Source organism: Fictibacillus sp. FJAT-27399 (genome assembly GCF_001510655.1).
Classification (GTDB): Bacteria; Bacillota; Bacilli; order Bacillales; family Fictibacillaceae; genus Fictibacillus_C; species Fictibacillus_C marinisediminis.
The window spans coordinates 26,486-47,301 of sequence record NZ_LMVC01000010.1 but is presented as its reverse complement, the minus strand read 5'-3'; the positions used below and the strand labels follow the sequence as shown (position 1 = coordinate 47,301).

General features: G+C 43.6%; 21 protein-coding genes. 20 read left to right on the top strand and 1 reads right to left on the bottom strand.

What is annotated here, in order from left to right; genetic code table 11:
* Window positions 1–29 precede the first annotated feature (29 nt).
* Window positions 30–314: an AbrB/MazE/SpoVT family DNA-binding domain-containing protein gene (locus AR335_RS22550; protein WP_062240366.1), complete on the bottom strand. Its 285-nt coding sequence runs from the start codon at window positions 312–314 to the stop codon at window positions 30–32.
* A gap of 590 nt (window positions 315–904) precedes the next feature.
* Between AR335_RS22550 and metG the strand changes: the two genes are divergently transcribed.
* The 20 genes from metG (at window position 905) to spoVT (ending at window position 20,687) form a co-directional block, all read left to right on the top strand.
* On the top strand, window positions 905–2,866 hold the full coding sequence (gene metG, locus AR335_RS22545) for a methionine--tRNA ligase (protein ID WP_053356274.1): 1,962 nt from the start codon (window positions 905–907) through the stop codon (window positions 2,864–2,866).
* 178 nt (window positions 2,867–3,044) lie between these two features.
* Complete coding sequence (locus AR335_RS22540; protein WP_062240365.1) at window positions 3,045–3,812, top strand: TatD family hydrolase; 768 nt, start codon at window positions 3,045–3,047, stop codon at window positions 3,810–3,812.
* 218 nt (window positions 3,813–4,030) lie between these two features.
* Window positions 4,031–5,227: a G5 and 3D domain-containing protein gene (locus tag AR335_RS25395; protein ID WP_062240364.1), complete on the top strand. Its 1,197-nt coding sequence runs from the start codon at window positions 4,031–4,033 to the stop codon at window positions 5,225–5,227.
* Window positions 5,228–5,377: 150 nt separating this feature from the next.
* The gene (gene rnmV, locus AR335_RS22530; protein WP_062240387.1) at window positions 5,378–5,938 is read left to right on the top strand and encodes a ribonuclease M5; all 561 of its coding nucleotides are present in this window, start codon (window positions 5,378–5,380) and stop codon (window positions 5,936–5,938) included.
* Entirely contained in the window at window positions 5,935–6,807 is an 873-nt protein-coding gene (rsmA, locus tag AR335_RS22525) for a 16S rRNA (adenine(1518)-N(6)/adenine(1519)-N(6))-dimethyltransferase RsmA (RefSeq protein WP_062240363.1), read from the top strand. The genes rnmV and rsmA overlap by 4 nt, the downstream gene beginning before the upstream one ends.
* Window positions 6,808–6,893: 86 nt before the next feature.
* Complete coding sequence (gene yabG / locus AR335_RS22520; protein ID WP_053356270.1) at window positions 6,894–7,769, top strand: sporulation peptidase YabG; 876 nt, start codon at window positions 6,894–6,896, stop codon at window positions 7,767–7,769.
* 212 nt (window positions 7,770–7,981) lie between these two features.
* Window positions 7,982–8,242 carry a biofilm formation stimulator Veg gene (gene veg / locus AR335_RS22515; RefSeq protein ID WP_062240361.1) on the top strand — a complete coding sequence of 87 codons (261 nt, stop codon included), beginning with the start codon at window positions 7,982–7,984 and terminating at the stop codon, window positions 8,240–8,242.
* Between the two features lie 131 nt (window positions 8,243–8,373).
* Window positions 8,374–8,550 carry a small, acid-soluble spore protein, alpha/beta type gene (locus AR335_RS22510; protein ID WP_053356268.1) on the top strand — a complete coding sequence of 59 codons (177 nt, stop codon included), beginning with the start codon at window positions 8,374–8,376 and terminating at the stop codon, window positions 8,548–8,550.
* 101 nt (window positions 8,551–8,651) lie between these two features.
* Complete coding sequence (gene ispE, locus AR335_RS22505) at window positions 8,652–9,536, top strand: 4-(cytidine 5'-diphospho)-2-C-methyl-D-erythritol kinase (protein WP_053356267.1); 885 nt, start codon at window positions 8,652–8,654, stop codon at window positions 9,534–9,536.
* A gap of 117 nt (window positions 9,537–9,653) precedes the next feature.
* Window positions 9,654–10,484: a pur operon repressor gene (purR, locus tag AR335_RS22500; protein WP_053356266.1), complete on the top strand. Its 831-nt coding sequence runs from the start codon at window positions 9,654–9,656 to the stop codon at window positions 10,482–10,484.
* Window positions 10,485–10,486: 2 nt separating this feature from the next.
* On the top strand, window positions 10,487–10,864 hold the full coding sequence (locus tag AR335_RS22495) for a RidA family protein (RefSeq protein WP_062240358.1): 378 nt from the start codon (window positions 10,487–10,489) through the stop codon (window positions 10,862–10,864).
* A gap of 160 nt (window positions 10,865–11,024) precedes the next feature.
* Window positions 11,025–11,315, top strand: coding sequence for a septation regulator SpoVG (gene spoVG / locus AR335_RS22490; RefSeq protein WP_053356264.1), 291 nt, complete (start codon window positions 11,025–11,027; stop codon window positions 11,313–11,315).
* A gap of 547 nt (window positions 11,316–11,862) precedes the next feature.
* On the top strand, window positions 11,863–13,236 hold the full coding sequence (gene glmU, locus AR335_RS22485) for a bifunctional UDP-N-acetylglucosamine diphosphorylase/glucosamine-1-phosphate N-acetyltransferase GlmU (RefSeq protein WP_062240355.1): 1,374 nt from the start codon (window positions 11,863–11,865) through the stop codon (window positions 13,234–13,236).
* Between the two features lie 63 nt (window positions 13,237–13,299).
* Window positions 13,300–14,253 (top strand): ribose-phosphate diphosphokinase, encoded by a 954-nt coding sequence (locus AR335_RS22480; RefSeq protein WP_062240352.1) that lies wholly within the window; start codon window positions 13,300–13,302, stop codon window positions 14,251–14,253.
* 98 nt (window positions 14,254–14,351) lie between these two features.
* Window positions 14,352–15,023 (top strand): 50S ribosomal protein L25/general stress protein Ctc, encoded by a 672-nt coding sequence (locus AR335_RS22475; RefSeq protein WP_062240348.1) that lies wholly within the window; start codon window positions 14,352–14,354, stop codon window positions 15,021–15,023.
* A 186-nt stretch (window positions 15,024–15,209) separates the two neighbouring features.
* On the top strand, window positions 15,210–15,770 hold the full coding sequence (gene pth / locus AR335_RS22470) for an aminoacyl-tRNA hydrolase (protein WP_053356260.1): 561 nt from the start codon (window positions 15,210–15,212) through the stop codon (window positions 15,768–15,770).
* Between the two features lie 72 nt (window positions 15,771–15,842).
* Window positions 15,843–16,073 carry an anti-sigma-F factor Fin family protein gene (locus AR335_RS22465; protein ID WP_053356259.1) on the top strand — a complete coding sequence of 77 codons (231 nt, stop codon included), beginning with the start codon at window positions 15,843–15,845 and terminating at the stop codon, window positions 16,071–16,073.
* A 160-nt stretch (window positions 16,074–16,233) separates the two neighbouring features.
* Window positions 16,234–19,767: a transcription-repair coupling factor gene (gene mfd, locus AR335_RS22460; protein ID WP_062240346.1), complete on the top strand. Its 3,534-nt coding sequence runs from the start codon at window positions 16,234–16,236 to the stop codon at window positions 19,765–19,767.
* 114 nt (window positions 19,768–19,881) lie between these two features.
* Window positions 19,882–20,037 carry a hypothetical protein gene (locus tag AR335_RS24605; RefSeq protein WP_156419137.1) on the top strand — a complete coding sequence of 52 codons (156 nt, stop codon included), beginning with the start codon at window positions 19,882–19,884 and terminating at the stop codon, window positions 20,035–20,037.
* A 113-nt stretch (window positions 20,038–20,150) separates the two neighbouring features.
* Entirely contained in the window at window positions 20,151–20,687 is a 537-nt protein-coding gene (gene spoVT / locus AR335_RS22455) for a stage V sporulation protein T (RefSeq protein ID WP_053356256.1), read from the top strand.
* The last annotated feature ends 129 nt before the right edge of the window (window positions 20,688–20,816 follow it).

Here is a 20,816-nt window from a genome sequence, read left to right as displayed (position 1 = left end):
CTCCTGTCATCAGGAGGCTCTTTCAATCCTTATTTTGTTGTTTGAAGTTGTTTTTGAAGTTCATTCATGATTTCTTGTGCGCCTTCTGGGCTAAGAATGATTTTGCCGCCAGCAAGTGAGTAGTTGTCATCAGAAACTTCCCCGGTTACTGCACAAGTCATATTGGGCTTGTATTTTTTAAGGATGATGCGGTCATCATCAACGTAGATTTCAAGTGCGTCTTTTTCAGCAATTCCGAGTGTGCGTCGTAATTCGATTGGAATTACCACACGTCCTAGTTCATCAACTTTACGAACAATACCTGTAGATTTCATTTTAGTAATCTCCTCCCGAATAGTAGATATTTAAATCCTAATATTATTTATATATATAATCGTCAGAATTCGACAAAATCTTACGGATTCATCATAACAATATTTCCAGATGAGGTCAACTGTTTTGCAAACAAAAATTTCTCTATCTATTTACCCGTTTTTCTATAAGTTCAATCATACCAGATTATCTTTACAAACAGGTAAAAATAGGTTTAGAAAATTATTCTTGTTTTTCAAAAAAATTACTGGGAATTATTCTTGATAAATTCGTCATTATTCGACAAAACTGACTTTTAAAAAATACTCCCTTAGCCTATTCTTCACCGTACATCCTGTTTACCTTGACATGACTTTACGGGATTAGGTATATTTTGAGTGAAGAAAAGAGCATAATGAAAGTATTTACATAAGTGATTTCGCACTTGTTTTGTATTTTATGTCCCAGAACAAACATTTTTTTACACTTTTCATAGAATTGACAAATTTGAAAGTCGAAATGAGCAGTCACTTTTTTCTGTAAATAAAATGTCCCTCTTTTTGCAGGGGCTTTTTTCATAGTTTATTAAATTTTTTAACCGGAGGAATTCATTATGGGAGAAAAAACATTTTATATTACAACACCAATATATTATCCAAGCGGAAAACTCCATATCGGCCACGCGTACACCACAGTAGCGGGCGATGCCTTGGCAAGATATAAACGCTTAAAAGGTTATGAAGTTATGTATTTGACTGGAACAGATGAGCACGGCCAAAAAATTCAGCAGAAGGCGGAAGAGAACGGAGTAACTCCGCAGCAATATGTAGATGAAATCGTGACGGGGATCAAAGATCTTTGGCAGAAACTCGATATATCTTACGATGACTTCATCCGTACAACCGAAGACAGGCATAAAGAGGGTGTAGAGAAAATCTTTAAGCGGCTTCTTGATCAAGGAGATATTTACCTTGGCGAGTATGAAGGCTGGTACTGTACGCCGTGTGAATCCTTCTTCACTGAGACTCAGCTTGTCGACGGAAAATGCCCGGACTGCGGAAGAGAAGTAAAGCGCGTAAAGGAAGAGAGCTATTTCTTTAATATGAGCAAGTATGCGGACAGGCTTCTTCAGTTCTATGAAGAGAATCCGGAGTTCATTCAGCCGGAATCCCGCAAAAATGAGATGATCAATAACTTTATCAAGCCTGGGTTAGAGGATCTCGCGGTTTCCCGTACGTCTTTCGACTGGGGTGTGAAGGTGCCCGGCAATCCGAAGCATGTTATCTATGTGTGGATTGATGCGCTTTCCAATTATATTACAGCGCTCGGTTATGGATCAGAAAACGATGAAAAGTATAAAAAATTCTGGCCGGCAAATGTTCATCTCGTCGGGAAAGAGATCGTCAGGTTCCATACGATTTACTGGCCGATCATGCTGATGGCACTGGACCTTCCGCTTCCCAAAAAAGTCTTTGCCCACGGCTGGCTGCTTATGAAGGACGGAAAAATGTCCAAATCCAAAGGAAACGTTGTCGATCCGGTAACCTTGATCGACCGATATGGATTGGATGCCCTGCGCTATTATCTTCTCCGTGAAGTTCCTTTTGGTTCTGACGGCGTGTTCACGCCTGAAAGCTTTGTAGACCGGGTGAACCATGACCTTGCCAATGACCTGGGCAATCTTGTGAACCGTACGGTGGCGATGATCAATAAATACTTTGATGGCGCCATTCCTGACTACGAAGGCAATGTGACGAACTTTGATCAGACTCTTGTTGATTTTGTTCAGAATACCGTTAAAAAGGCAGAAGAATCTTTGGAGAACATGGAGTTTTCGGTGGCTTTAAGCAGCATCTGGCAATTGATCAGCCGCACGAATAAATATATCGATGAAACCCAGCCTTGGATCCTGGCAAAAAATGAAGAAGACAAAAAGGCTCTGGCAGCAGTCATGTATCATTTGGCGGAGTCCATCCGTATAGTTTCCGTATTGATTCAGCCGTTCCTGACAAATGCGCCTGCGAAAATCTGGGGACAGCTTGGGATCCAGGAAGGTGAGCTTACAGACTGGAACACCGTCTATGAATTTGGAAAACTGCCGGAAGGAACAAAGGTTCAAAAAGGAAATCCAATCTTCCCTCGTCTTGAAACTGAGGAAGAAGTGAGCTATATTCAGCAGTCTATGGGTGGTGCACCTGCTGCAGAGCAAGAAGAGAAGGCGCCAGTAGCTATCGTTGAAAAAGAAGAAACAGCTGAGATCTCGATCGATGATTTTATGAAAGTTGATCTTCGAGTGGCTCAAGTCATCGAGGCGGAGCCAGTGAAAAAAGCAGACAAACTATTAAAGCTTCAGCTAGATCTCGGTTATGAGAAAAGGCAGGTTGTCTCAGGTATTGCAAAGTATTACCGACCTGAAGACTTGATAGGACAAAAAGTCATTTGCGTCACCAACCTTAAACCGGTAAAACTCCGGGGAGAACTGTCAGAAGGCATGATCCTCGCTGGTTCAGCCGGAGATCAGCTGACATTGGCAACGGTCGATCAAAGCTTGCCGAATGGAGCAAAAGTCAAATAAAGTACGCGTGAAAGGGGAGCCTAAAAGGGTTCCCTTTTTTAATTTTACCAGGGGTCAAATGGGGCATGTTATTTCCAGTATGTAATAAAACTGTAATGCAATTGTTATCCAGACGTCTTGGTGTTATAGGACAAAGGTATGATAAACTGTGAAAGTATTAATTAGGAGGGCTTTCTTCATGTTTGATACACACGCACATTTAAATGCAATTCAGTTTGAAGAAGATCTTGAAGAGGTAATACAAAGAGCTTTGGATGAAGGAATTTCACATATTGTTGTCGTTGGGTTTGACCGGCCGACAATCAAAGGCGCTATAAAGTTGGCTGATACATATGATTTTATCTATGCAGCTGTAGGATGGCACCCCGTGGACGCGGTGGATATGACACCGGAAGATTTACAGTGGATCGAAGAACTCGCAGCTCACCCCAAAGTGGTGGCTTTAGGTGAGATGGGGCTGGATTACCATTGGGATAAATCACCGGAAGATGTTCAGAAAGATGTCTTTCGCCAACAGATTCAACTGGCTAAGAAAGTGAAGCTTCCGATTATTATTCATAATCGCGATGCGACACAGGATGTCGTTGATATTCTTAAAAGCGAAGGTGCCGAGGAAGTTGGCGGAATCATGCACTGTTACAGCGGCAGCCTGGAGGTTGCTAAACAGTGTTTGGACATGAACTTCTACATTTCTTTTGGCGGGCCAGTTACATTTAAAAATGCCAAGAAGCCAAAAGAAGTGGCGAAAGAAATCCCGATCGACCGGCTCCTTATCGAAACGGATTGTCCTTACCTAAGTCCCCATCCGCTCAGGGGCAAGCGAAATGAACCATCATATGTAAAGTACGTAGCTGAGGCTATCGCCGAGTTAAGAGAAATACCTCTGGAAGATTTAGTTAAAAAAACTTCCGACAATGCCAGACAATTATTCGGCATCAATCGCTGACCGGTTTTGTCGAAAAGAGAAAAAAACAGGCAAAAAACGTTGTAAATCCAGCAAATTCAACATTACGGAAGAGGAAACTGTCGAACGGTTTTCCTTCCCTTTTCACCCTTTTCCCTTACATAATTGGGCTTGTGTAATTAATTTGCATAAAAGGGGGGATTTGACAACGAATTATTCAACGATTATACTTCAATCCTTGTAAAGGGGGAATGGATGACATGAACAGGAGCAAGAGTAAGCTTTTTTATGATTTCTTCACGAAAAAGCTCGTAATGGCTGCTGCCGCGATCATCGTTCTGGCTGTAACAACAGGTTTCGTAAGCTATGAAACTTCGAAAACCGACGTTATGATCATGGTTGATGGGAAAGAGAAATCGTTTAGTTCACACGCAGAAAATGTTAGGGATGCACTTTCTGACTATGGTATATCGGTTAACCGCCATGATGAGGTGGAACCAGGATTAAACGAGCCGCTTAAAAACGGCATGAAGATTGAGTATACACCTGCACATAAAATTAACTTTACGCAGGACGGAGAAAAACAATCGGTTTGGTCAACAGCCAGCACTGTTAAAGAATTTTTAGGCGAACGCAATATCAGCGTGAACCAGCATGATAAACTTAAGCCTGGTTTAGCAACGCCGCTCAAAACTCAGCAGCACATAAACCTTCAGCAAGCTGTCTCAGTTGACCTTGTTGTAGGCGGAAAAGAAAAGCAAGTTTGGACCACTTCGACTACGGTCGCTGACCTTTTAAAACAAAACAAAGTGAAACTAGGGGATCTTGACCGGGTAGAGCCCGCTAAAGAGACGAAGTTAAACAACGACATGAAGGTTAATATCATCAGAGTAGAAAAGGTCACCGATGTAGTGGAAGAAGATACGCCGTTTGCTACCGTCACCCGTAAAGACGGAAAACTGGCAAAAGGAAAAGAGAAAGTGGTAGAACCGGGCTCCAAAGGCCGGGTTTCGAAAAAGTATGAGGTCGTACTTGAAAATGGGAAAGAGGTTTCCCGAAAATTAAAAAGTAAAAAAACATTGGAAGATAGTTCAGATAAGGTAATAGCCGAAGGCACAAAGCCGAAACCTGTTACGGTTTCGCGCGGAAAGAGTGCTCCTTCCGGAGGCAAGGAACTTTATGTTACAAGTACCGCTTACACTGCGAGCTGCGCCGGATGTTCGGGCAAGACGAGGACAGGCCTGAACCTTCACGCCAATCCTAATGCGAAAGTCATCGCGGTAGACCCAAAAGTCATTCCGCTTGGGAGCAAAGTGTATGTAGAAGGCTATGGCTATGCTATCGCTTCTGATACAGGCGGTGCCATCAATGGCAATCGCATCGATGTTTTCTTCTCCTCTCAGTCAGAGGCTGTCAAATGGGGAAGAAAAACGGTAAGAGTTAAAATTATTAAATAAAGCTAAATTCCAGATATAGAAGAGAAGCAGGGGAGCTGTGTCAATACCCGCAAAAGCGGGTATTGATGCCAATCCTCTGCTTTTTATTTTCCTTAAGTGAAAGTAAGGGTATACTAGGAAGTAGTTTTTTGCATGACCTGGGAGGAAATCATGAAAATTAAAGAAATAATTGTGGTTGAAGGCAAAAGTGATACCATCGTGATACAGAATGCGGTCAATGCGGACACCATTGAAACAAACGGTTCAGAAATAAGTGATGAAACGATAGAACAGATCAGGCTTGCTCAGGAAAAAAGAGGGGTTATCGTGTTTACAGATCCTGATTATCCGGGGGAGCGCATCCGGAAAATTATTTCAAACAAGATACCCGGTTGCAAGCATGCATTTCTTCCCAAAAAGGAAGCGATGGCAAGAAATAAAAAAGGCATTGGAGTGGAGCATGCCTCAAAGGATTCAATAAGAGAAGCACTGCGTCATGTAAAAGAAGAATATATAGAAGAAACGGAAAAAATTTCATGGAACGATCTTGTAACAGCAGGGCTAATCGGCGGACAGCAGGCAAAAGCCAGAAGAGAAAAGCTTGGAAAGAGCTTAAAGATCGGATATATGAACGGAAAGCAGCTGCACAAGCGCTTGATGATGTTTCAGATTACTGAACAGCAATTTGCTGATGCCATGAAGGAAATATTACAGGAGGAACAGGAAAGATGAAGGATATCTCAAATCCGCAAAGTACAAAAGCCATACTGAAGAAACATGGCTTCACATTTAAAAAAAGTCTCGGTCAGAACTTTTTGATTGACCGTAATATACTGAACAATATCGTTGCCCAGGCTGATTTAACAGAGGAATCCGGGGCTATAGAAATCGGGCCGGGAATTGGTGCGTTGACAGAGCATATCGCTCGCCAGGCAAAAAAGGTCGTTGCTTTTGAGATTGACCAGCGGCTGCTTCCCATCTTAAGCGAGACGCTGGAGCCTTATCCTCATGTAAAAGTTATTCATTCTGATATTCTTGAGGCGGATGTTTCTCAAGTGATAGGACAAGAGTTTGAAGGGATAGAGGATATTATGGTTGTGGCAAATCTTCCTTATTATGTGACCACACCAATCATTATGAAGCTCTTAACGGAAAAGCTTCCGATCCGGGGAATCGTCTGTATGATCCAAAAAGAGGTAGCGGACAGGCTTGCAGCTAAACCGGGAACGAAGGATTACAATTCCTTGTCGATTGCTGTACAGTACTATGCGGAAGCAGAAACTGTTCTGAAAGTGCCTAAAACGGTTTTTGTGCCGGCGCCTAACGTGGACTCTGCCGTTATCAGGCTGACCCTGAGAAGAGAGCCGCCTGTTCAGGTGAAGGATGAAACCTTCTTCTTTGAAGTGATTCGTTCCTCTTTTGGCCAAAGAAGAAAAACACTTTGGAACAACTTGCTGAATAACCTTCCATTAAAAGAGAAGAGAGAAGAGCTCCAAGAAGTTTTTGATGAAATTCAGATCGATCCAAAACGAAGAGGCGAGACCCTGACCATCGAAGAATTTGCAAAACTTGCAGACGCTTTAGCTCCCCTTCTAAAATGAGACTCATGTTTCTAATCCCGGCGACATATCTTTAAAAAGGATGATGTAACTGGGATTTGTACTTTTCTCCAAACAGGGGGAGTTCGATGAAACTTGAAATCGGATCAGTGGTTGGCAGGACGTCATATAAATGTGATCTATTGTTTCGAATCGTAGGGTTCAATGAAGATAAAACAGTGGCAGATCTTGCCGGTGAAGAGATGAGACTAATTGCCGATGCTCCGGTTGCTGATCTTGTAACCATGTCTCCACAGCAGCAGCACGAAAGGCGGCAGGCGGGGCAGGAAAAGGAAGAGTCCTCCTATAAACTGTTCAGGCAGGATTACTACCTGCTCAGGCAGAAGAGAGAATACCTTTCAACAAACGGCTATGAATATGACCAATCGTATTTCGAGCTGCCCGGCCGGGTGCTTCACGTAGATGGTGATCCCCTCTATTTAAGCAAATGCCTTGAGCTCTATAAGCGGCTTGGTGTTCCTGTATATGGGATCCATCTGAAGGAAACAGAAATGCCTGAAAAAGTTCCCGCTCTTGTTGATGAAGTGCGACCGGATATCCTGGTCATCACCGGGCATGACGCCTACATGAAGAACAAAGGATCAATTGATGATATGCAGGCTTATCGGCATACTAAATTCTTTGTAAGAACTGTAAGAGAAATTCGGAGAAATTATCCTCAGCTTGATCATTTAATGATTTTTGCAGGAGCATGCCAATCTCATTTTGAGTCATTGATAAAAGCGGGCAGTAATTTTGCAAGCTCACCGGCAAGGATCAATATACACGCCCTGGATCCTGTTTATATTGTATCCAAGATCAGCATGACTTCCTTCATGGAACATGTAAATGTGATGGACGTCCTGCGGAACACGCTCACGGGCCGGGAAGGATTGGGCGGGGTCGAAACAAAAGGGTTCTTGCGGACTGGCATGCCGATTAAATCACAAACCTTTACCCAATAAGAAAACTCCAGCCTGTTTGCTGGAGTTTTCTTATGCTTAAAAAAAGATTATTGGCAAGCATACATACTTTTTTACAATTTCCCACATAATAAAAGTGAAAAAAGGATAATTTTTCATTGACATGACAACTTCAAAATTGCTATAATTTTAGTTTTAATTTGACAAAAAGTAGCGATTTGTGTTACAATTTGTCTAAGTGAGGTGGAGCCGATATGGGTAAAACAATTGTGGACATTAGACGAATTTTAGAGTCTAACGTGGGTAAAAAACTTTCTCTAAGAGCCAACGGAGGTCGTCGCAAAACGATTGAACGACTTGGTACCTTAGAAGAAACATACCCTGCCGTATTTATTATTAAACTGGATCAGGACACCAACGCTTTTGAACGTGTTTCTTACAGCTACGCTGACGTATTAACGGAAACCGTTGAACTAACTTTCTTAGAAGAATCCCAGGTGGTTAGCGGGCAGTAAGAATCCTTACTGCTTTTTTTTGCCTTTTTTTCAAAAAACGAAGACTTAAGCAAACCAATGGTTGATACATAACATTTTATAATCCGTAAAATACTACCCTTATCGCTTATTTTTGAGAGGGGTATTGCATCATGAGCCGTAGACGTGGAATGATGTCTGAACAATTCAAGATGGAGCTTGCAAAAGACCTTGGTTTTTATGATACGGTCCAAAAGGAAGGCTGGGGCGGCATTAAGTCCAAGGACGCAGGCAATATGGTAAAGCGCGCTATAGAAATGGCGCAGCAGAACCTGTCCCGACAGCAATAAAATATGCGAGACGCCGGAGCCATGCTCCGGTTTTTTGTATATAGAGGCGCTTCCCGTTTTATGATAGTATCAAATTATCTTAAAAATATAGGGGAATCTTTATGAATGATAATAAGATATCCATCAAGGCTCCGGCAAAAATCAATTTGTCTCTGGATGTTCTCGGTAAACGGGAAGATGGGTACCACGAAGTAAAAATGATTATGACGACGGTAGACCTCTCTGACCGTGTGGAACTGACACTCCTTGAGGAAAATCGAATAACGATTGAATCTACAGGCGGGTTCGTCCCCCTCGATCAGCGGAACCTGGCTTATCAAGCAGCTTTGCTTCTCAAGAAGACCTTTGGGGTTAAAAAAGGAGTCGGGATCCACATTGCTAAGAATATTCCTGTTGCAGCTGGACTTGCAGGGGGGAGCAGCGATGCAGCCGCGGCATTAAAAGGCCTGAATGAGATCTGGAAGCTCGGACTTTCTCTGGATGAACTGGCTGTACTTGGGGCAAAGATCGGTTCTGACGTATCCTTTTGTGTTTACGGCGGTACCGCTATCGCTTCTGGCAGAGGGGAACATATTCAGCATATTAAAGCGCCGCCGCCTTGCTGGGTGCTGCTTGCCAAACCCCCAATCGGTGTATCGACTGCCGAAGTGTACCGAAGGCTTGATACCAAAACCATTGATCATCCTGACATTGAGGCGATGGTTCATGCAATTGAAACGAATGATTATGAAGGTGTCTGCGGCCAGCTAGGAAACGTTCTCGAAACGGTTACACTTCCCATTTATCCGGAAGTAAAGCAGATCAAAGATCAAATGCATCGGCTCGGTGCAGATGGTGTGCTCATGAGCGGAAGCGGCCCAACCGTTTTTGGACTGTTTCAGCATGAGTCGCGGGTTAACCGTGTGTACAACGGCCTGAGAGGTTTTTGCCATGAAGTTTACGCTGTACGCCTGCTGGGTGAGGGACAGGAAGACTTTAAATACTAATGTTCTTTCGCCCTCTTTAAAAAAACGGATAATTTGAACGATTTTCATTTGTATGTTGATAAAAACCGTATGAAAATGGTATATTAACTTCAAATATTCGGTTTTTGGAGGCGCAGGATGAAGTTAAAACGAAGCGGAAGAATGGTTGACTTAACCACATACCTATTGCAGCATCCCCATCAGTTGATTCCATTATCATACTTTGTGGAGAGGTATCAGTCTGCCAAATCATCCATCAGCGAAGACTTGGCCATCATTAAAGAAAATTTTGAATACCAAGGGATTGGCTCTATCATTACAGTGGCTGGCGCAGCCGGCGGCGTAAAGTATATTCCTTCTGTTTCTGAAGCGGAAGCAAAAGAGATCATTGAAGAACTGACCGGGATGCTTGAAGATCCTGACCGGCTGCTTCCCGGCGGTTACCTTTACTTAACGGACATCATTGGAAATCCTAATCTGGTCAACCAGGTGGGACGGCTTTTTTCCTCCGTTTTTTCGCTTCAAAAAATTGATGCCGTCATGACCGTGGCGACGAAGGGGATACCTTTGGCGTATGCAGTGGCCTCGCAGTTGAATGTTCCTGTCGTAATCGTACGCAGCAACAGCAGAGTGACGGAAGGGTCTACTGTCAGTATCAACTATGTATCGGGATCAACGAAACGCATTCAAACGATGGCGCTGGCGAGAAGAAGTATCAAGAAGGGTGCCAGCGTACTTATTATTGATGACTTCATGAAGGCTGGCGGCACAATCCGCGGCATGATCAGCCTGATCAAAGAGTTCCAGGCGGAAGTGGCTGGAATCGGTGTACTCGTTGAGGCACAGGATGGAGCAGAGAGGCTCGTGGATGATTATGTGTCATTAACCCGGCTGGCCAGCGTGAATGAAAAGGAGCAGAGGATAGAGGTTGAGGAAGGAAATTACTTCATTCAAAAGGAGAAGAGATAACGATGAACAAGGTACAGACTGCAAAAGCACCTGCAGCTATCGGCCCGTATGTACAGGGGATGGTTGTTAATAATCTTTTTTACAGTTCAGGCCAGATTCCTCTGACAGCAGAAGGCACCTTGGTGGAAGGCGATATTGCTGCGCAAACCCATCAGGTTTTTAAAAACCTTCAGGCTGTTTTGGAGGAAGCGAACTCTTCATTCGAGCAAGTAGTAAAAACGACTGTCTTTATCAAAAATATGGATGATTTTGGAACCATTAATGAAGTATACGGAGAGTATTTCCCTGAACACAAGCCTGCCCGTTCCTGTGTGGAAGTTGCCCGCCTGCCAAAGGATGTGCAAATTGAAATTGAAGTCATTGCCTTAGTCAGAACATAAAAATAAAAAGATAGGAAAATAGCACCTTTTCATTTGAGAAGGTGCTATTTTTTATTTTACATAATTTTTTAAAAATTTTTATTATATATAGAAGGATTTTGAAAAAGAATGAAGAAATGTTGTTATACGTTCTTATTTATGGAAAAAGGTGGTGTTTGGAATGGAAGTGACTGATGTAAGACTTAGAAGGGTGAATACAGAAGGACGTATGAAAGCGATTGCTTCGATTACGATCGATCATGAATTTGTTATCCATGACATTCGTGTGATTGATGGGAATAACGGTATGTTCGTTGCTATGCCTAGCAAAAGAACGCCGGATGGGGAATTTAGAGATATCGCTCACCCGATTACGTCCAGTACACGCGAAAAGATTCAAAACGCGGTGTTGACGGAATATCACAGAATGGGTGAAATGGAATCTGCTTTTGAAGAAGCAGGGGCATCCTAAACAGCGTATAAAAGAACTCCTTACTCAAGGAGTTCTTTTTTTATGCCTTTTTTAGCGTGGGTAGTTTTAAGACAGGAATGAAAAGGGAAGTTCCAATGATGTATCTAGTCATTAAAGTACTGCAAGGATAGCTATATTCATAGCCAATAGTAATGTCATTATGAGTATTAATGCTTGAGTTATTGGAGCTTTTTAACTAATCTGGCTCCAGCGACCAAAGCCTCGGCCGCTTTGCTCTCCCGCCTCAACACAAAAAGCGTGTTGCTGCGTAAGCGCTCCACCGTCTTTCAGCTTTATGCGGTCGCTTCAGCTTTTTAACTAATCTAGCTCAAATGGTTAGAGACTTGAGTCACTGCGCCCCTTCGGCCCAGCACAAAGGACGTACTGGATCTCAAGGCCTCCAGTGCACGGCGTCTCTGCCAAACCATTGGAGCTTTTTAACAATACATTGACAAATCCTTCACACTCCTTGAAATGACTGTGATTATAAGATATATTCGTAAGGGAATATCAGCAGAGTAATAGTAAATAATAGTGGAGGTCATTTATGAGTAAACGCTTCGCAGTAGTGTTAGCTGCAGGTCAAGGAACGAGAATGAAATCCAGTTTATATAAAGTACTGCATCCTGTCTGCGGCAAACCGATGGTACAACACGTGGTCGATCAGATCTCTCAATTGGACATGCAGAAGATTGTAACGGTAGTAGGCCATGGCGCCGAAAAGGTTAAAGACCAGCTAGGAGACCGTTCAGGATATGTACTTCAGGAAGAACAGCTAGGAACAGCGCATGCAGTAATGCAGGCTGATGATGCCCTGTCAAAAGAGGACGGCATTACGCTTGTCGTATGTGGCGACACTCCTCTGATCACTGCAGAAACGATGCAAAAGCTGATTGATGAGCATCAGGCCGCCGGCGCGAAAGTCACGATTCTTACTGCGAAAGCAGAAGATCCAGCAGGTTATGGACGTGTACTTCGCAATGAGAGCGGAACGGTTGAAAGAATCGTTGAGCATAAAGATGCAAGTGACGAAGAAAAGAAAGTACAGGAAATTAATACGGGAACCTACTGCTTCGATAACCAGTCCTTATTTGAGGCTCTTTCTTCTGTCAATAACGATAACTCTCAGGGTGAATACTATTTGCCAGACGTAATCGAAATCATTCAGAAGAAAGGTGAAGTCGTAGCAGCTTATCAGACTCCATCTTTTGATGAAACACTTGGTGTCAATGACCGTGTAGCCCTTTCGCAAGCGGAAAAAACGATGAAAAAACGAATCAATGAAGGGCATATGAGAAACGGTGTAACCATCATTGACCCTGAACAGACGTATATTTCTTCTGACGCAGTCATCGGAAGAGACACCATTCTTTATCCGGGCACAATGATCAATGGATCTTCTGTCATCGGTGAAAACAATATCATTGGACCAAACAGTGAAATTAAGGACAGTAAGTTCGGAAACGGAAATACGATCAAACAGTCCGTCGTTCATGACAGTGAGGTCGGTAATGAAGTAAACATCGGGCCGTTCGCCCATATCCGCCCAGCTTCTTCTATTGAAGACCAGGTAAAGATTGGTAACTTTGTGGAAGTGAAAAAATCGGTAATGGCACAAGGAAGCAAGGCTTCTCATCTAAGCTATATCGGTGATGCGGAGATTGGCAGAGAGGTGAACCTCGGCTGCGGATCGATTACCGTGAATTATGATGGAGAGAACAAGCATCTAACGAAAGTTGAAGACGGAGCTTTCATCGGCTGCAACTCCAATTTAATCGCTCCTGTAACAGTCGGGCAAAACGCCTATGTCGCTGCAGGATCTACAATTACTGATGATGTTCCGGGTGAAGCATTCTCGATTGCGAGAAGCAGACAGACAACTAAAGAAGGTTATGTTTCAAAATTAAAGAACAAAAAATAAAGCATAAAGCTGTTTACAAGAAAATTGAGCAAGTAGTTTAAAAAACGGAAGGAATAGGTGTTAATGGCTACTAGTTATGTTGATTCTACGTTAAAGGTTTTTACGTTAAATTCAAATATTGAACTCGCACAGGAAATTGCGAAGCATATTGGAATTGATCTTGGAAAAAGCTCTGTAACCCGCTTCAGCGATGGCGAAATTCAAATCAATATCGAAGAAAGCATCCGCGGGAGCGAAGTTTATATTATTCAGTCTACAAGCGCCCCAGTTAATCAGCACTTAATGGAATTGCTTATCATGATTGATGCGCTTAAACGTGCTTCAGCCAAAACGATCAATGTGGTCATTCCTTATTACGGGTATGCCCGCCAGGACCGCAAAGCGCGTGCGCGTGAACCTATTACAGCAAAACTAGTAGCAAACCTTTTAGAAACTGCAGGCGCGACAAGGGTTATTACTATCGACCTTCACGCTACCCAAATCCAGGGATTCTTTGATATTCCAGTGGATCAGCTTCTTGGTGTTCCGATTCTTGCCAATTACTTTGAAGATAAGAAACTTAATGACATTGTCGTGGTTTCTCCTGATCACGGTGGAGTAACACGTGCAAGAAAAATGGCAGACCGTCTGAAAGCTCCTATTGCGATCATTGACAAACGTCGTCCGCGTCCGAATGTGGCTGAAGTCATGAACATCGTTGGTAACATTGAAGGAAAGACGGCGATTTTGATTGATGACATCATCGACACTGCAGGTACGATCACACTTGCTGCAAACGCGCTTGTTGAAAATGGTGCGAAGGAAGTCTATGCGTGCTGTACACACCCTGTATTGTCAGGTCCTGCAATGGAACGCATCCAGAACTCCAGGATTAAAGAACTTGTCGTGACGAACACGATTGTCCTTCCAGACGAAAAACGCACGGACAAAGTTACTCAGCTATCTGTGGCTCCATTGCTTGGAGAAGCGATTATTCGCGTTCACGAACAGCTTTCTGTTTCCAAACTATTTGATTAATAGACAGCTTTCGGAGTGTTTTTGCTTGCTTGGTTTTAAACTTCGTAAAATAGGGTAATTCTTATAGAGACGTATATATTTAGGAAGGGTGAAATAATATGGCAACAGAACTCAAAGCCAATAAACGAAATACCACAAAGCGTTCTTATATCACTCAACTAAGACAAGAAGGGAATGTGCCTGCAGTTGTATACGGCAGCGGCACAGAACCTCAGTCTGTAGCTGTTACAGAAACAGAGTTTATAAAAGTAATAAAAGACCATGGACTAAACGGGGTTATTTCCCTGGTTACAGATGATAAGAAAAAATTGTCGGTAATGGTTCAGGAAGTACAAAGAGATCACTTAAAAAATGAAATCAGACATATTGATTTCATCGTGGTTGACCTTAAAAAAGAAATCGAAGCTGATGTGCCTCTAACGGTTACAGGCGAATCTCCGGGAGTGAAAGAAGGCGGTGTCCTTCAGCGTATTCTTCATACGGTGACGGTAAAAGCCAAGCCGAATGATTTCCCGGATCATATTGAAGTCAATGCAGAAAATCTTAACATTGGGGATTCCCTCCTTGTAAGAGATCTTCCGGCCTCATCTTCTTATGAAATTGTTGATGACGAGGAAGAGGTTGTTCTGACTGTTACACCTCCGGCCGTTGCTGAAACGGAAGACGAAGATGCTGAAGATCGAGAAGAAGCAGAAGCGGATCCAGGCGGAGATGCAGAAGGAAAAGCTGTGGATAATGAGGACAAAGGTTCCGGCGGGCCTAAAGAATAATTAATAGCAGAAGATAAGGAACGGCGCAGCTTGCAGGCTGCGCCGTTTGTTTTGATTGGGCCTGGCTCAATGGGCTTTTCTGTAGGTGTTCTTAATTAATGACCAGCACAGTTTAGTGTATAATATGAGGTAGCATCATCATAGGCTGCTGGTGTAAGACGGCGGCCATGAAAGTGAGGATTTCATGTGAAATGGTTTGTAGGTCTCGGAAACCCGGGCAGAGAATATGAAAATACACGCCACAATGTGGGCTTTTGGGTGATCGATGAATTATCAAAGCGTTTTAACATTCCTTTAAACCAATCAAAATTTAAAGGGATTTATGGGACGGGTGTAATTAATGGAGAAAAGGTGTATTTGTTAAAGCCTTTAACGTATATGAATTTATCAGGAGAAAGTGTCCGCCCTTTTAAAGATTATTTTAAATTGGCTGTTGAGGACATGGTGGTCATTTACGATGATCTGGATACCCCTGCGGGCAAACTGAGGCTGAGGGAAAAAGGAAGTGCCGGCGGCCATAATGGGATGAAATCTATTATCGCCCATATTGGCACTCAGGAGTATAACAGAGTCCGATTCGGAATTGGAAGGCCGTCCAATGCCCAGCCTGTACCGGATTACGTTCTCAGTCCGTTTTCTAAAGAGGACGCTCCTCTTATTGAATCAGCTCTTCAACGGTCATCTGATGCGTGTGAAGCCTTTCTGTCTATGCCGTTTTCACGCGTCATGAATAAGTACAACGGCTGAATAGAAATCCCCTGTTCCGTTCATAATGGGAGTAACATAACATAATATGAACCGGATAAGGGGGCTGAGTCATTGGCTATTCATTATCATTGCCGCCACTGTGGAAAGCACGTGGGAAGCCTGGAGCACCAGAATCTTACTTCAGAACAGCTTGGTTTCCACGAACTTACTTCTGAAGAAAGGCAAGCGATGCTCGAGTATGACAAGCAAGGGCATTTACAAGTCAAAACCATTTGCGAGGATTGCCATGAAGCGCTTGAGAGAAACCCGGATTACTATGCGCTCCATTCTTTTATTCAATAAGAAAGTCGCTTTGGCAGCTGGCCAAGGCTTTTTCTGTTTGAAGCAGAATAGAATATTCATATCATAAACGGGGAAAAGAGCAAGAAACACCATCAGTAAGCATATACAACATAGTACTGAGGAATACACGGGTTTGTATTTCATCAGGGGGGAGGTTTACATGTTAGGACTTAAAAAGCTCTACAGCAAGGGCGATGATTTTCAGGCTGTACTGACAGGTTTAAAGGAAAACCTGAAAGAACAGCTGGTCGCCGGATTATCCGGATCGGCAAGGACGCTTCTAATTGCCTCTTTATATGAGCAGACGGGACAAACACAATTCGTCATCACTCATAATCTTTATCAGGCTCAGAAGCTCTATGAAGATCTATGCAGCCTGCTTCCGGAAGAAGAGGTTTTTCTTTATCCGGTCAATGATTTGATATCTTCAGAAATTGCAATTGCCAGTCCCGAGTTAAAAGCTCAGCGGTTAGAAGTGCTTAACTTTTTGGCTCATAAGGATAAAGGCGTCATTATAGCTCCGATTGCCGGTGTCAGGAGATTTCTGCCGCCAAAAAGTTTATGGAAACAGAGTCAGCTTGAATTTGAAACGGGAATGGATCTTGAGGTTGAACACGTATTGAATACACTCGTGGCCATTGGGTACGAGCGGGTAAGCATGGTTTCCTCCCCAGGAGAGTTCAGTATGCGCGGCGGAATTCTGGACATCTATCCTTTAACAGAAAGACTGCCGGTCCGAATTGAGCTGTTTGATACGGAAATCGATTCAATTCGCTTTTTTGAAGCGGATACGCAGCGATCTGACAAAAAGACAGAAAAAATATTGATCGGGCCTGCACAGGAGATCCTGCTCTATAGTGAACAATTTGAAACAGCGGTTGAAAAGATGGAAGCCGGAGTGGCCTCCACACTAAAAAAGATTAAAGACAAGCAGGTTAAAGAAACGCTTGTTGAACATACGGCTTATGAAATCGGCCAATTTAAGGAAAAGCAGCGCTACCAGGGGATGTATAAATATATATCCTTATTTTATGATGAGCCTGCCAGTCTGCTGAATTACGTGCCGAAGGACAGTATTATCGTAATGGATGAAGTCAGCCGTGTTCAGGAGATGTCGAACCAGCTGGAAAAAGAAGAAGCAGAATGGCATACATCACTGCTGATGCAAGGGGAAATTCTGACGGATATCCGTTTATCACAAGAGAGCGATATCCTACAGCAGGCACCATTCCATAAAATTTATCTATCGCTTTTCCTGCGCCATGTTCCGCACACCAATCCGCAGAATATTGTAAATGTCGAAAGCAAAGGAATGCAGAATTTCCATGGGCAGCTACAAGTCCTGAAGGGTGAACTGGAGCGGTGGAAGAAAACAGGATATACAGTCGTCTTTCTTGCCGCCAATGAGGAGCGGGCAAAGCGTCTGGAAAGAGTGCTGGCTGACTACGAAATGGAAGCGAGCCTTATTTCTGGCGATACCGTACTTAAGCCGAAAGTGAATCAAATTTTGATTGGTGACCTATCGAGTGGTTTCGAATCACCGAAACAGAAGCTTGCCGTCATCACAGAGGAAGAAGTCTTTACAAAGAAAGCAAGACGTCCAGTACGCTCTCAAAAAATGTCCAATGCCGAACGGATCAAAAGCTACTCAGAACTTAAAGTCGGCGATTATGTCGTACACGTTAACCATGGGATTGGGAAATACTTAGGGATTGAAACCCTTGAAATAAAAGGGGTCCACAAAGATTATCTTCACATTCGGTATGCCGGAAATGACAAGCTCTATGTGCCTGTCGAGCAGATCGACCAAGTGCAGAAGTTTGTCGGTTCTGAAGCGAAGGAACCGAAAATCTATGCCTTGGGCGGAAGTGACTGGAAGAAGGTCAAAAGCAAAGTTAAGTCTTCGGTGCAGGATATTGCGGATGACTTGATCAAGCTCTATGCTGAACGCGAAGCCAGTGTTGGTTATGCGTTCGGAAAAGATGGAGCTGAACAGCAGGAATTTGAGTCCTCCTTTCCTTATCAGGAAACAGACGATCAGCTTCGGGCTATTAATGAAATTAAGGTCGATATGGAAAGGACCCGCCCCATGGACCGCCTTCTTTGCGGGGATGTCGGCTATGGCAAAACGGAGGTGGCTATCCGTGCCGCCTTTAAAGCAGTTATGGACGGTAAGCAGGTGGCATTCCTCGTTCCAACGACGATCTTGGCTCAGCAGCACTACGAAACCTTCCGTGAACGATTTGCCGAGTTTCCGATTTCCATTGGTTCACTCAGCCGGTTCCGTTCTAAAAAGGAACAGTCGGAAGTGACGAAAGGGCTTAAGAACGGAACTGTTGATATTGTCATCGGAACACACCGTTTACTTTCCAAGGATGTCCAGTATCATGATCTGGGCCTTCTGATTATTGACGAGGAACAGCGGTTTGGGGTTACTCATAAAGAAAAAATCAAACGGTTAAAATCTAACGTTGATGTACTGACGTTAACGGCGACCCCTATACCGAGGACGCTCCATATGTCCATGCTTGGTGTAAGGGACTTATCAGTCATTGAAACACCGCCTGAAAACCGTTTTCCTGTTCAAACCTATGTAGTGGAATACAACGCATCCCTTGTGAGAGAGGCGATCGAGCGCGAACTTGGGCGCGGCGGCCAGGTTTACTTTTTATATAACCGTGTAGAAACGATTGATCGGATGGCCGAACAGATATCAGCTCTCATACCTGATGTCCGGGTAGCTGCGGCTCACGGACAGATGTCGGAGAACGAACTGGAATCTGTCATGCTTGATTTCCTTGAAGGCAATACAGATGTGCTAGTGTCCACGACCATTATAGAGACGGGTGTAGACATACCGAACGTCAATACATTGATTGTCTATGATGCTGACAAAATGGGCCTCTCCCAGCTTTATCAGTTAAGAGGGAGGGTTGGGCGCTCCAACCGGGTCGCTTATGCTTATTTTACCTATCAGCGGGATAAAGTGCTTACGGAAGTGGCTGAAAAAAGACTTCAGGCGATCAAGGAGTTCACAGAACTTGGCTCAGGCTTTAAAATTGCAATGCGTGACCTGTCGATCCGAGGAGCGGGTAACCTTCTTGGGGCTCAACAGCATGGCTTTATTGACTCTGTTGGATTTGACCTCTATTCTCAAATGCTGCAGGAAGCCATTGAAGAAAGAAAAGGCGACAAGCCGAAGAAAACTGTGCCTGTGATTGATATTAATATTGAAGTGGATGCCTATATTCCTTCGACCTATATCGATGACAGCAAACAGAAGATTGACATGTACAAGCAATTTAAGGCGGCGAACTCCCTTGCTGATGTCGATGAGCTTCATGACAGTCTGATCGACCGTTTTGGAGATTATCCGGTTGAAGTGGAATGCTTGCTGTTAATTGCGAGGATTAAAGAGCTGGCCAAACAAGAAAGCGCGGACAGCATTGAGCAAAAAGGCGATACGGTAACCCTCATGCTGTCGCAGGAAGCGACAGAGAAAATAGATGGTGCCAAGCTGTTTGATATCGTCAACAAGCTCGGACGGTTCATTAATCTTGGTGTGGAAAAAGAAAGACTTAAAATATTATTTAACAAAAAACGCATCTCGGATAAAGAACTGCTTCAGGCAATGGAGCAGGTACTGAAGAAGCTAAAAAGCGTCAAAAAAGATAAAGCCAAGTCCAGATCGTAGAAAAAGGCTTTCTTCTAAAAAGATTGTTGCTTTGGGAACATTTTTGCAAAGAGCCTTCATTGACAAGTTGATTGGAGTGGAAGGTGCGAGACTCCTGCGGGGGAAGCGTGACAGATGAGACCACGCAGGCGCTTGCGCCGAGTAGGGCTCAGCGCACGCCCCGCGGAAAGCGAGCATCCTGAAATGGAAATCAACCACTTCCAAGAACAACAAAGAAAACAGCCTGGAAAAAAATTAGGCCCGGCCAAAAACAATGCTTTTGATGAATAGAACTCGCAAGGTAACAAATAATACTAGCAGGGAATGGAACAATCTTCAAAAGAAGGTTTCATTTATGTATTACATCCAGTGAATACACCATATGAAAGCGAGGGCATTATTCTATGAAAGCAACAGGCATTGTACGCCGTATTGATGACCTTGGCCGGGTTGTTATACCGAAAGAGATTCGCCGTACGCTCCGCATCAGAGAAGGAGATCCACTTGAAATTTTTGTGGACAGGGATGGCGAAGTGATATTAAAAAAATATTCACCGATCAATGAGCTCGGTGATTTTGCAAAAGAATATGCTGAATCCTTGGCTGACAGTTCGGGACATTTAGTTCTCATCGCTGACCGTGATACTTTTATTGCGGTAGCTGGCGGATCAAAGAAAGACTATCTGAACAAAAGCATCGGCAAAATGATTGAATCATCAATGAACGACCGAAAATCACTGCTTGATTCCAATGGAAGCGAAGTAGAGATCGTAGATGGAACGAAAGAGTCATCATCCTACGTTATTGCACCGATTGTAGCGAGCGGAGATCCGATTGGAGCCGTTGCATTAATATCAAAAGAAGGCAAGAAAATCACAGAACTCGAGCAAAAGCTTGCAGAGACTGCAGCGGGCTTTCTTGCCAGACAAATGGAACACTAAAAGAAGGAAGCTGAGGCTCCTTCTTTTTTTCTGCTATTAACCAGGCGCTTCAGCTTTTCTTGATCCAGCTTCAGTGCCTAGAGACTCGAACGCTTCGATCTCCCACCTCAACACAAAAGCGTGTTGCTG

Bases quoted from the DNA above. Each gene is read 5' to 3' on its own strand.
- AR335_RS22550 (WP_062240366.1), bottom strand. From the start codon at position 314: ATGAAATCTACAGGTATTGTTCGTAAAGTTGATGAACTAGGACGTGTG.
- metG (WP_053356274.1), top strand. From the start codon at position 905: ATGGGAGAAAAAACATTTTATATTACAACACCAATATATTATCCAAGC.
- AR335_RS22540 (WP_062240365.1), top strand. From the start codon at position 3,045: ATGTTTGATACACACGCACATTTAAATGCAATTCAGTTTGAAGAAGAT.
- AR335_RS25395 (WP_062240364.1), top strand. From the start codon at position 4,031: ATGAACAGGAGCAAGAGTAAGCTTTTTTATGATTTCTTCACGAAAAAG.
- rnmV (WP_062240387.1), top strand. From the start codon at position 5,378: ATGAAAATTAAAGAAATAATTGTGGTTGAAGGCAAAAGTGATACCATC.
- rsmA (WP_062240363.1), top strand. From the start codon at position 5,935: ATGAAGGATATCTCAAATCCGCAAAGTACAAAAGCCATACTGAAGAAA.
- yabG (WP_053356270.1), top strand. From the start codon at position 6,894: ATGAAACTTGAAATCGGATCAGTGGTTGGCAGGACGTCATATAAATGT.
- veg (WP_062240361.1), top strand. From the start codon at position 7,982: ATGGGTAAAACAATTGTGGACATTAGACGAATTTTAGAGTCTAACGTG.
- AR335_RS22510 (WP_053356268.1), top strand. From the start codon at position 8,374: ATGAGCCGTAGACGTGGAATGATGTCTGAACAATTCAAGATGGAGCTT.
- ispE (WP_053356267.1), top strand. From the start codon at position 8,652: ATGAATGATAATAAGATATCCATCAAGGCTCCGGCAAAAATCAATTTG.
- purR (WP_053356266.1), top strand. From the start codon at position 9,654: ATGAAGTTAAAACGAAGCGGAAGAATGGTTGACTTAACCACATACCTA.
- AR335_RS22495 (WP_062240358.1), top strand. From the start codon at position 10,487: ATGAACAAGGTACAGACTGCAAAAGCACCTGCAGCTATCGGCCCGTAT.
- spoVG (WP_053356264.1), top strand. From the start codon at position 11,025: ATGGAAGTGACTGATGTAAGACTTAGAAGGGTGAATACAGAAGGACGT.
- glmU (WP_062240355.1), top strand. From the start codon at position 11,863: ATGAGTAAACGCTTCGCAGTAGTGTTAGCTGCAGGTCAAGGAACGAGA.
- AR335_RS22480 (WP_062240352.1), top strand. From the start codon at position 13,300: ATGGCTACTAGTTATGTTGATTCTACGTTAAAGGTTTTTACGTTAAAT.
- AR335_RS22475 (WP_062240348.1), top strand. From the start codon at position 14,352: ATGGCAACAGAACTCAAAGCCAATAAACGAAATACCACAAAGCGTTCT.
- mfd (WP_062240346.1), top strand. From the start codon at position 16,234: ATGTTAGGACTTAAAAAGCTCTACAGCAAGGGCGATGATTTTCAGGCT.
- AR335_RS24605 (WP_156419137.1), top strand. From the start codon at position 19,882: ATGAGACCACGCAGGCGCTTGCGCCGAGTAGGGCTCAGCGCACGCCCC.
- spoVT (WP_053356256.1), top strand. From the start codon at position 20,151: ATGAAAGCAACAGGCATTGTACGCCGTATTGATGACCTTGGCCGGGTT.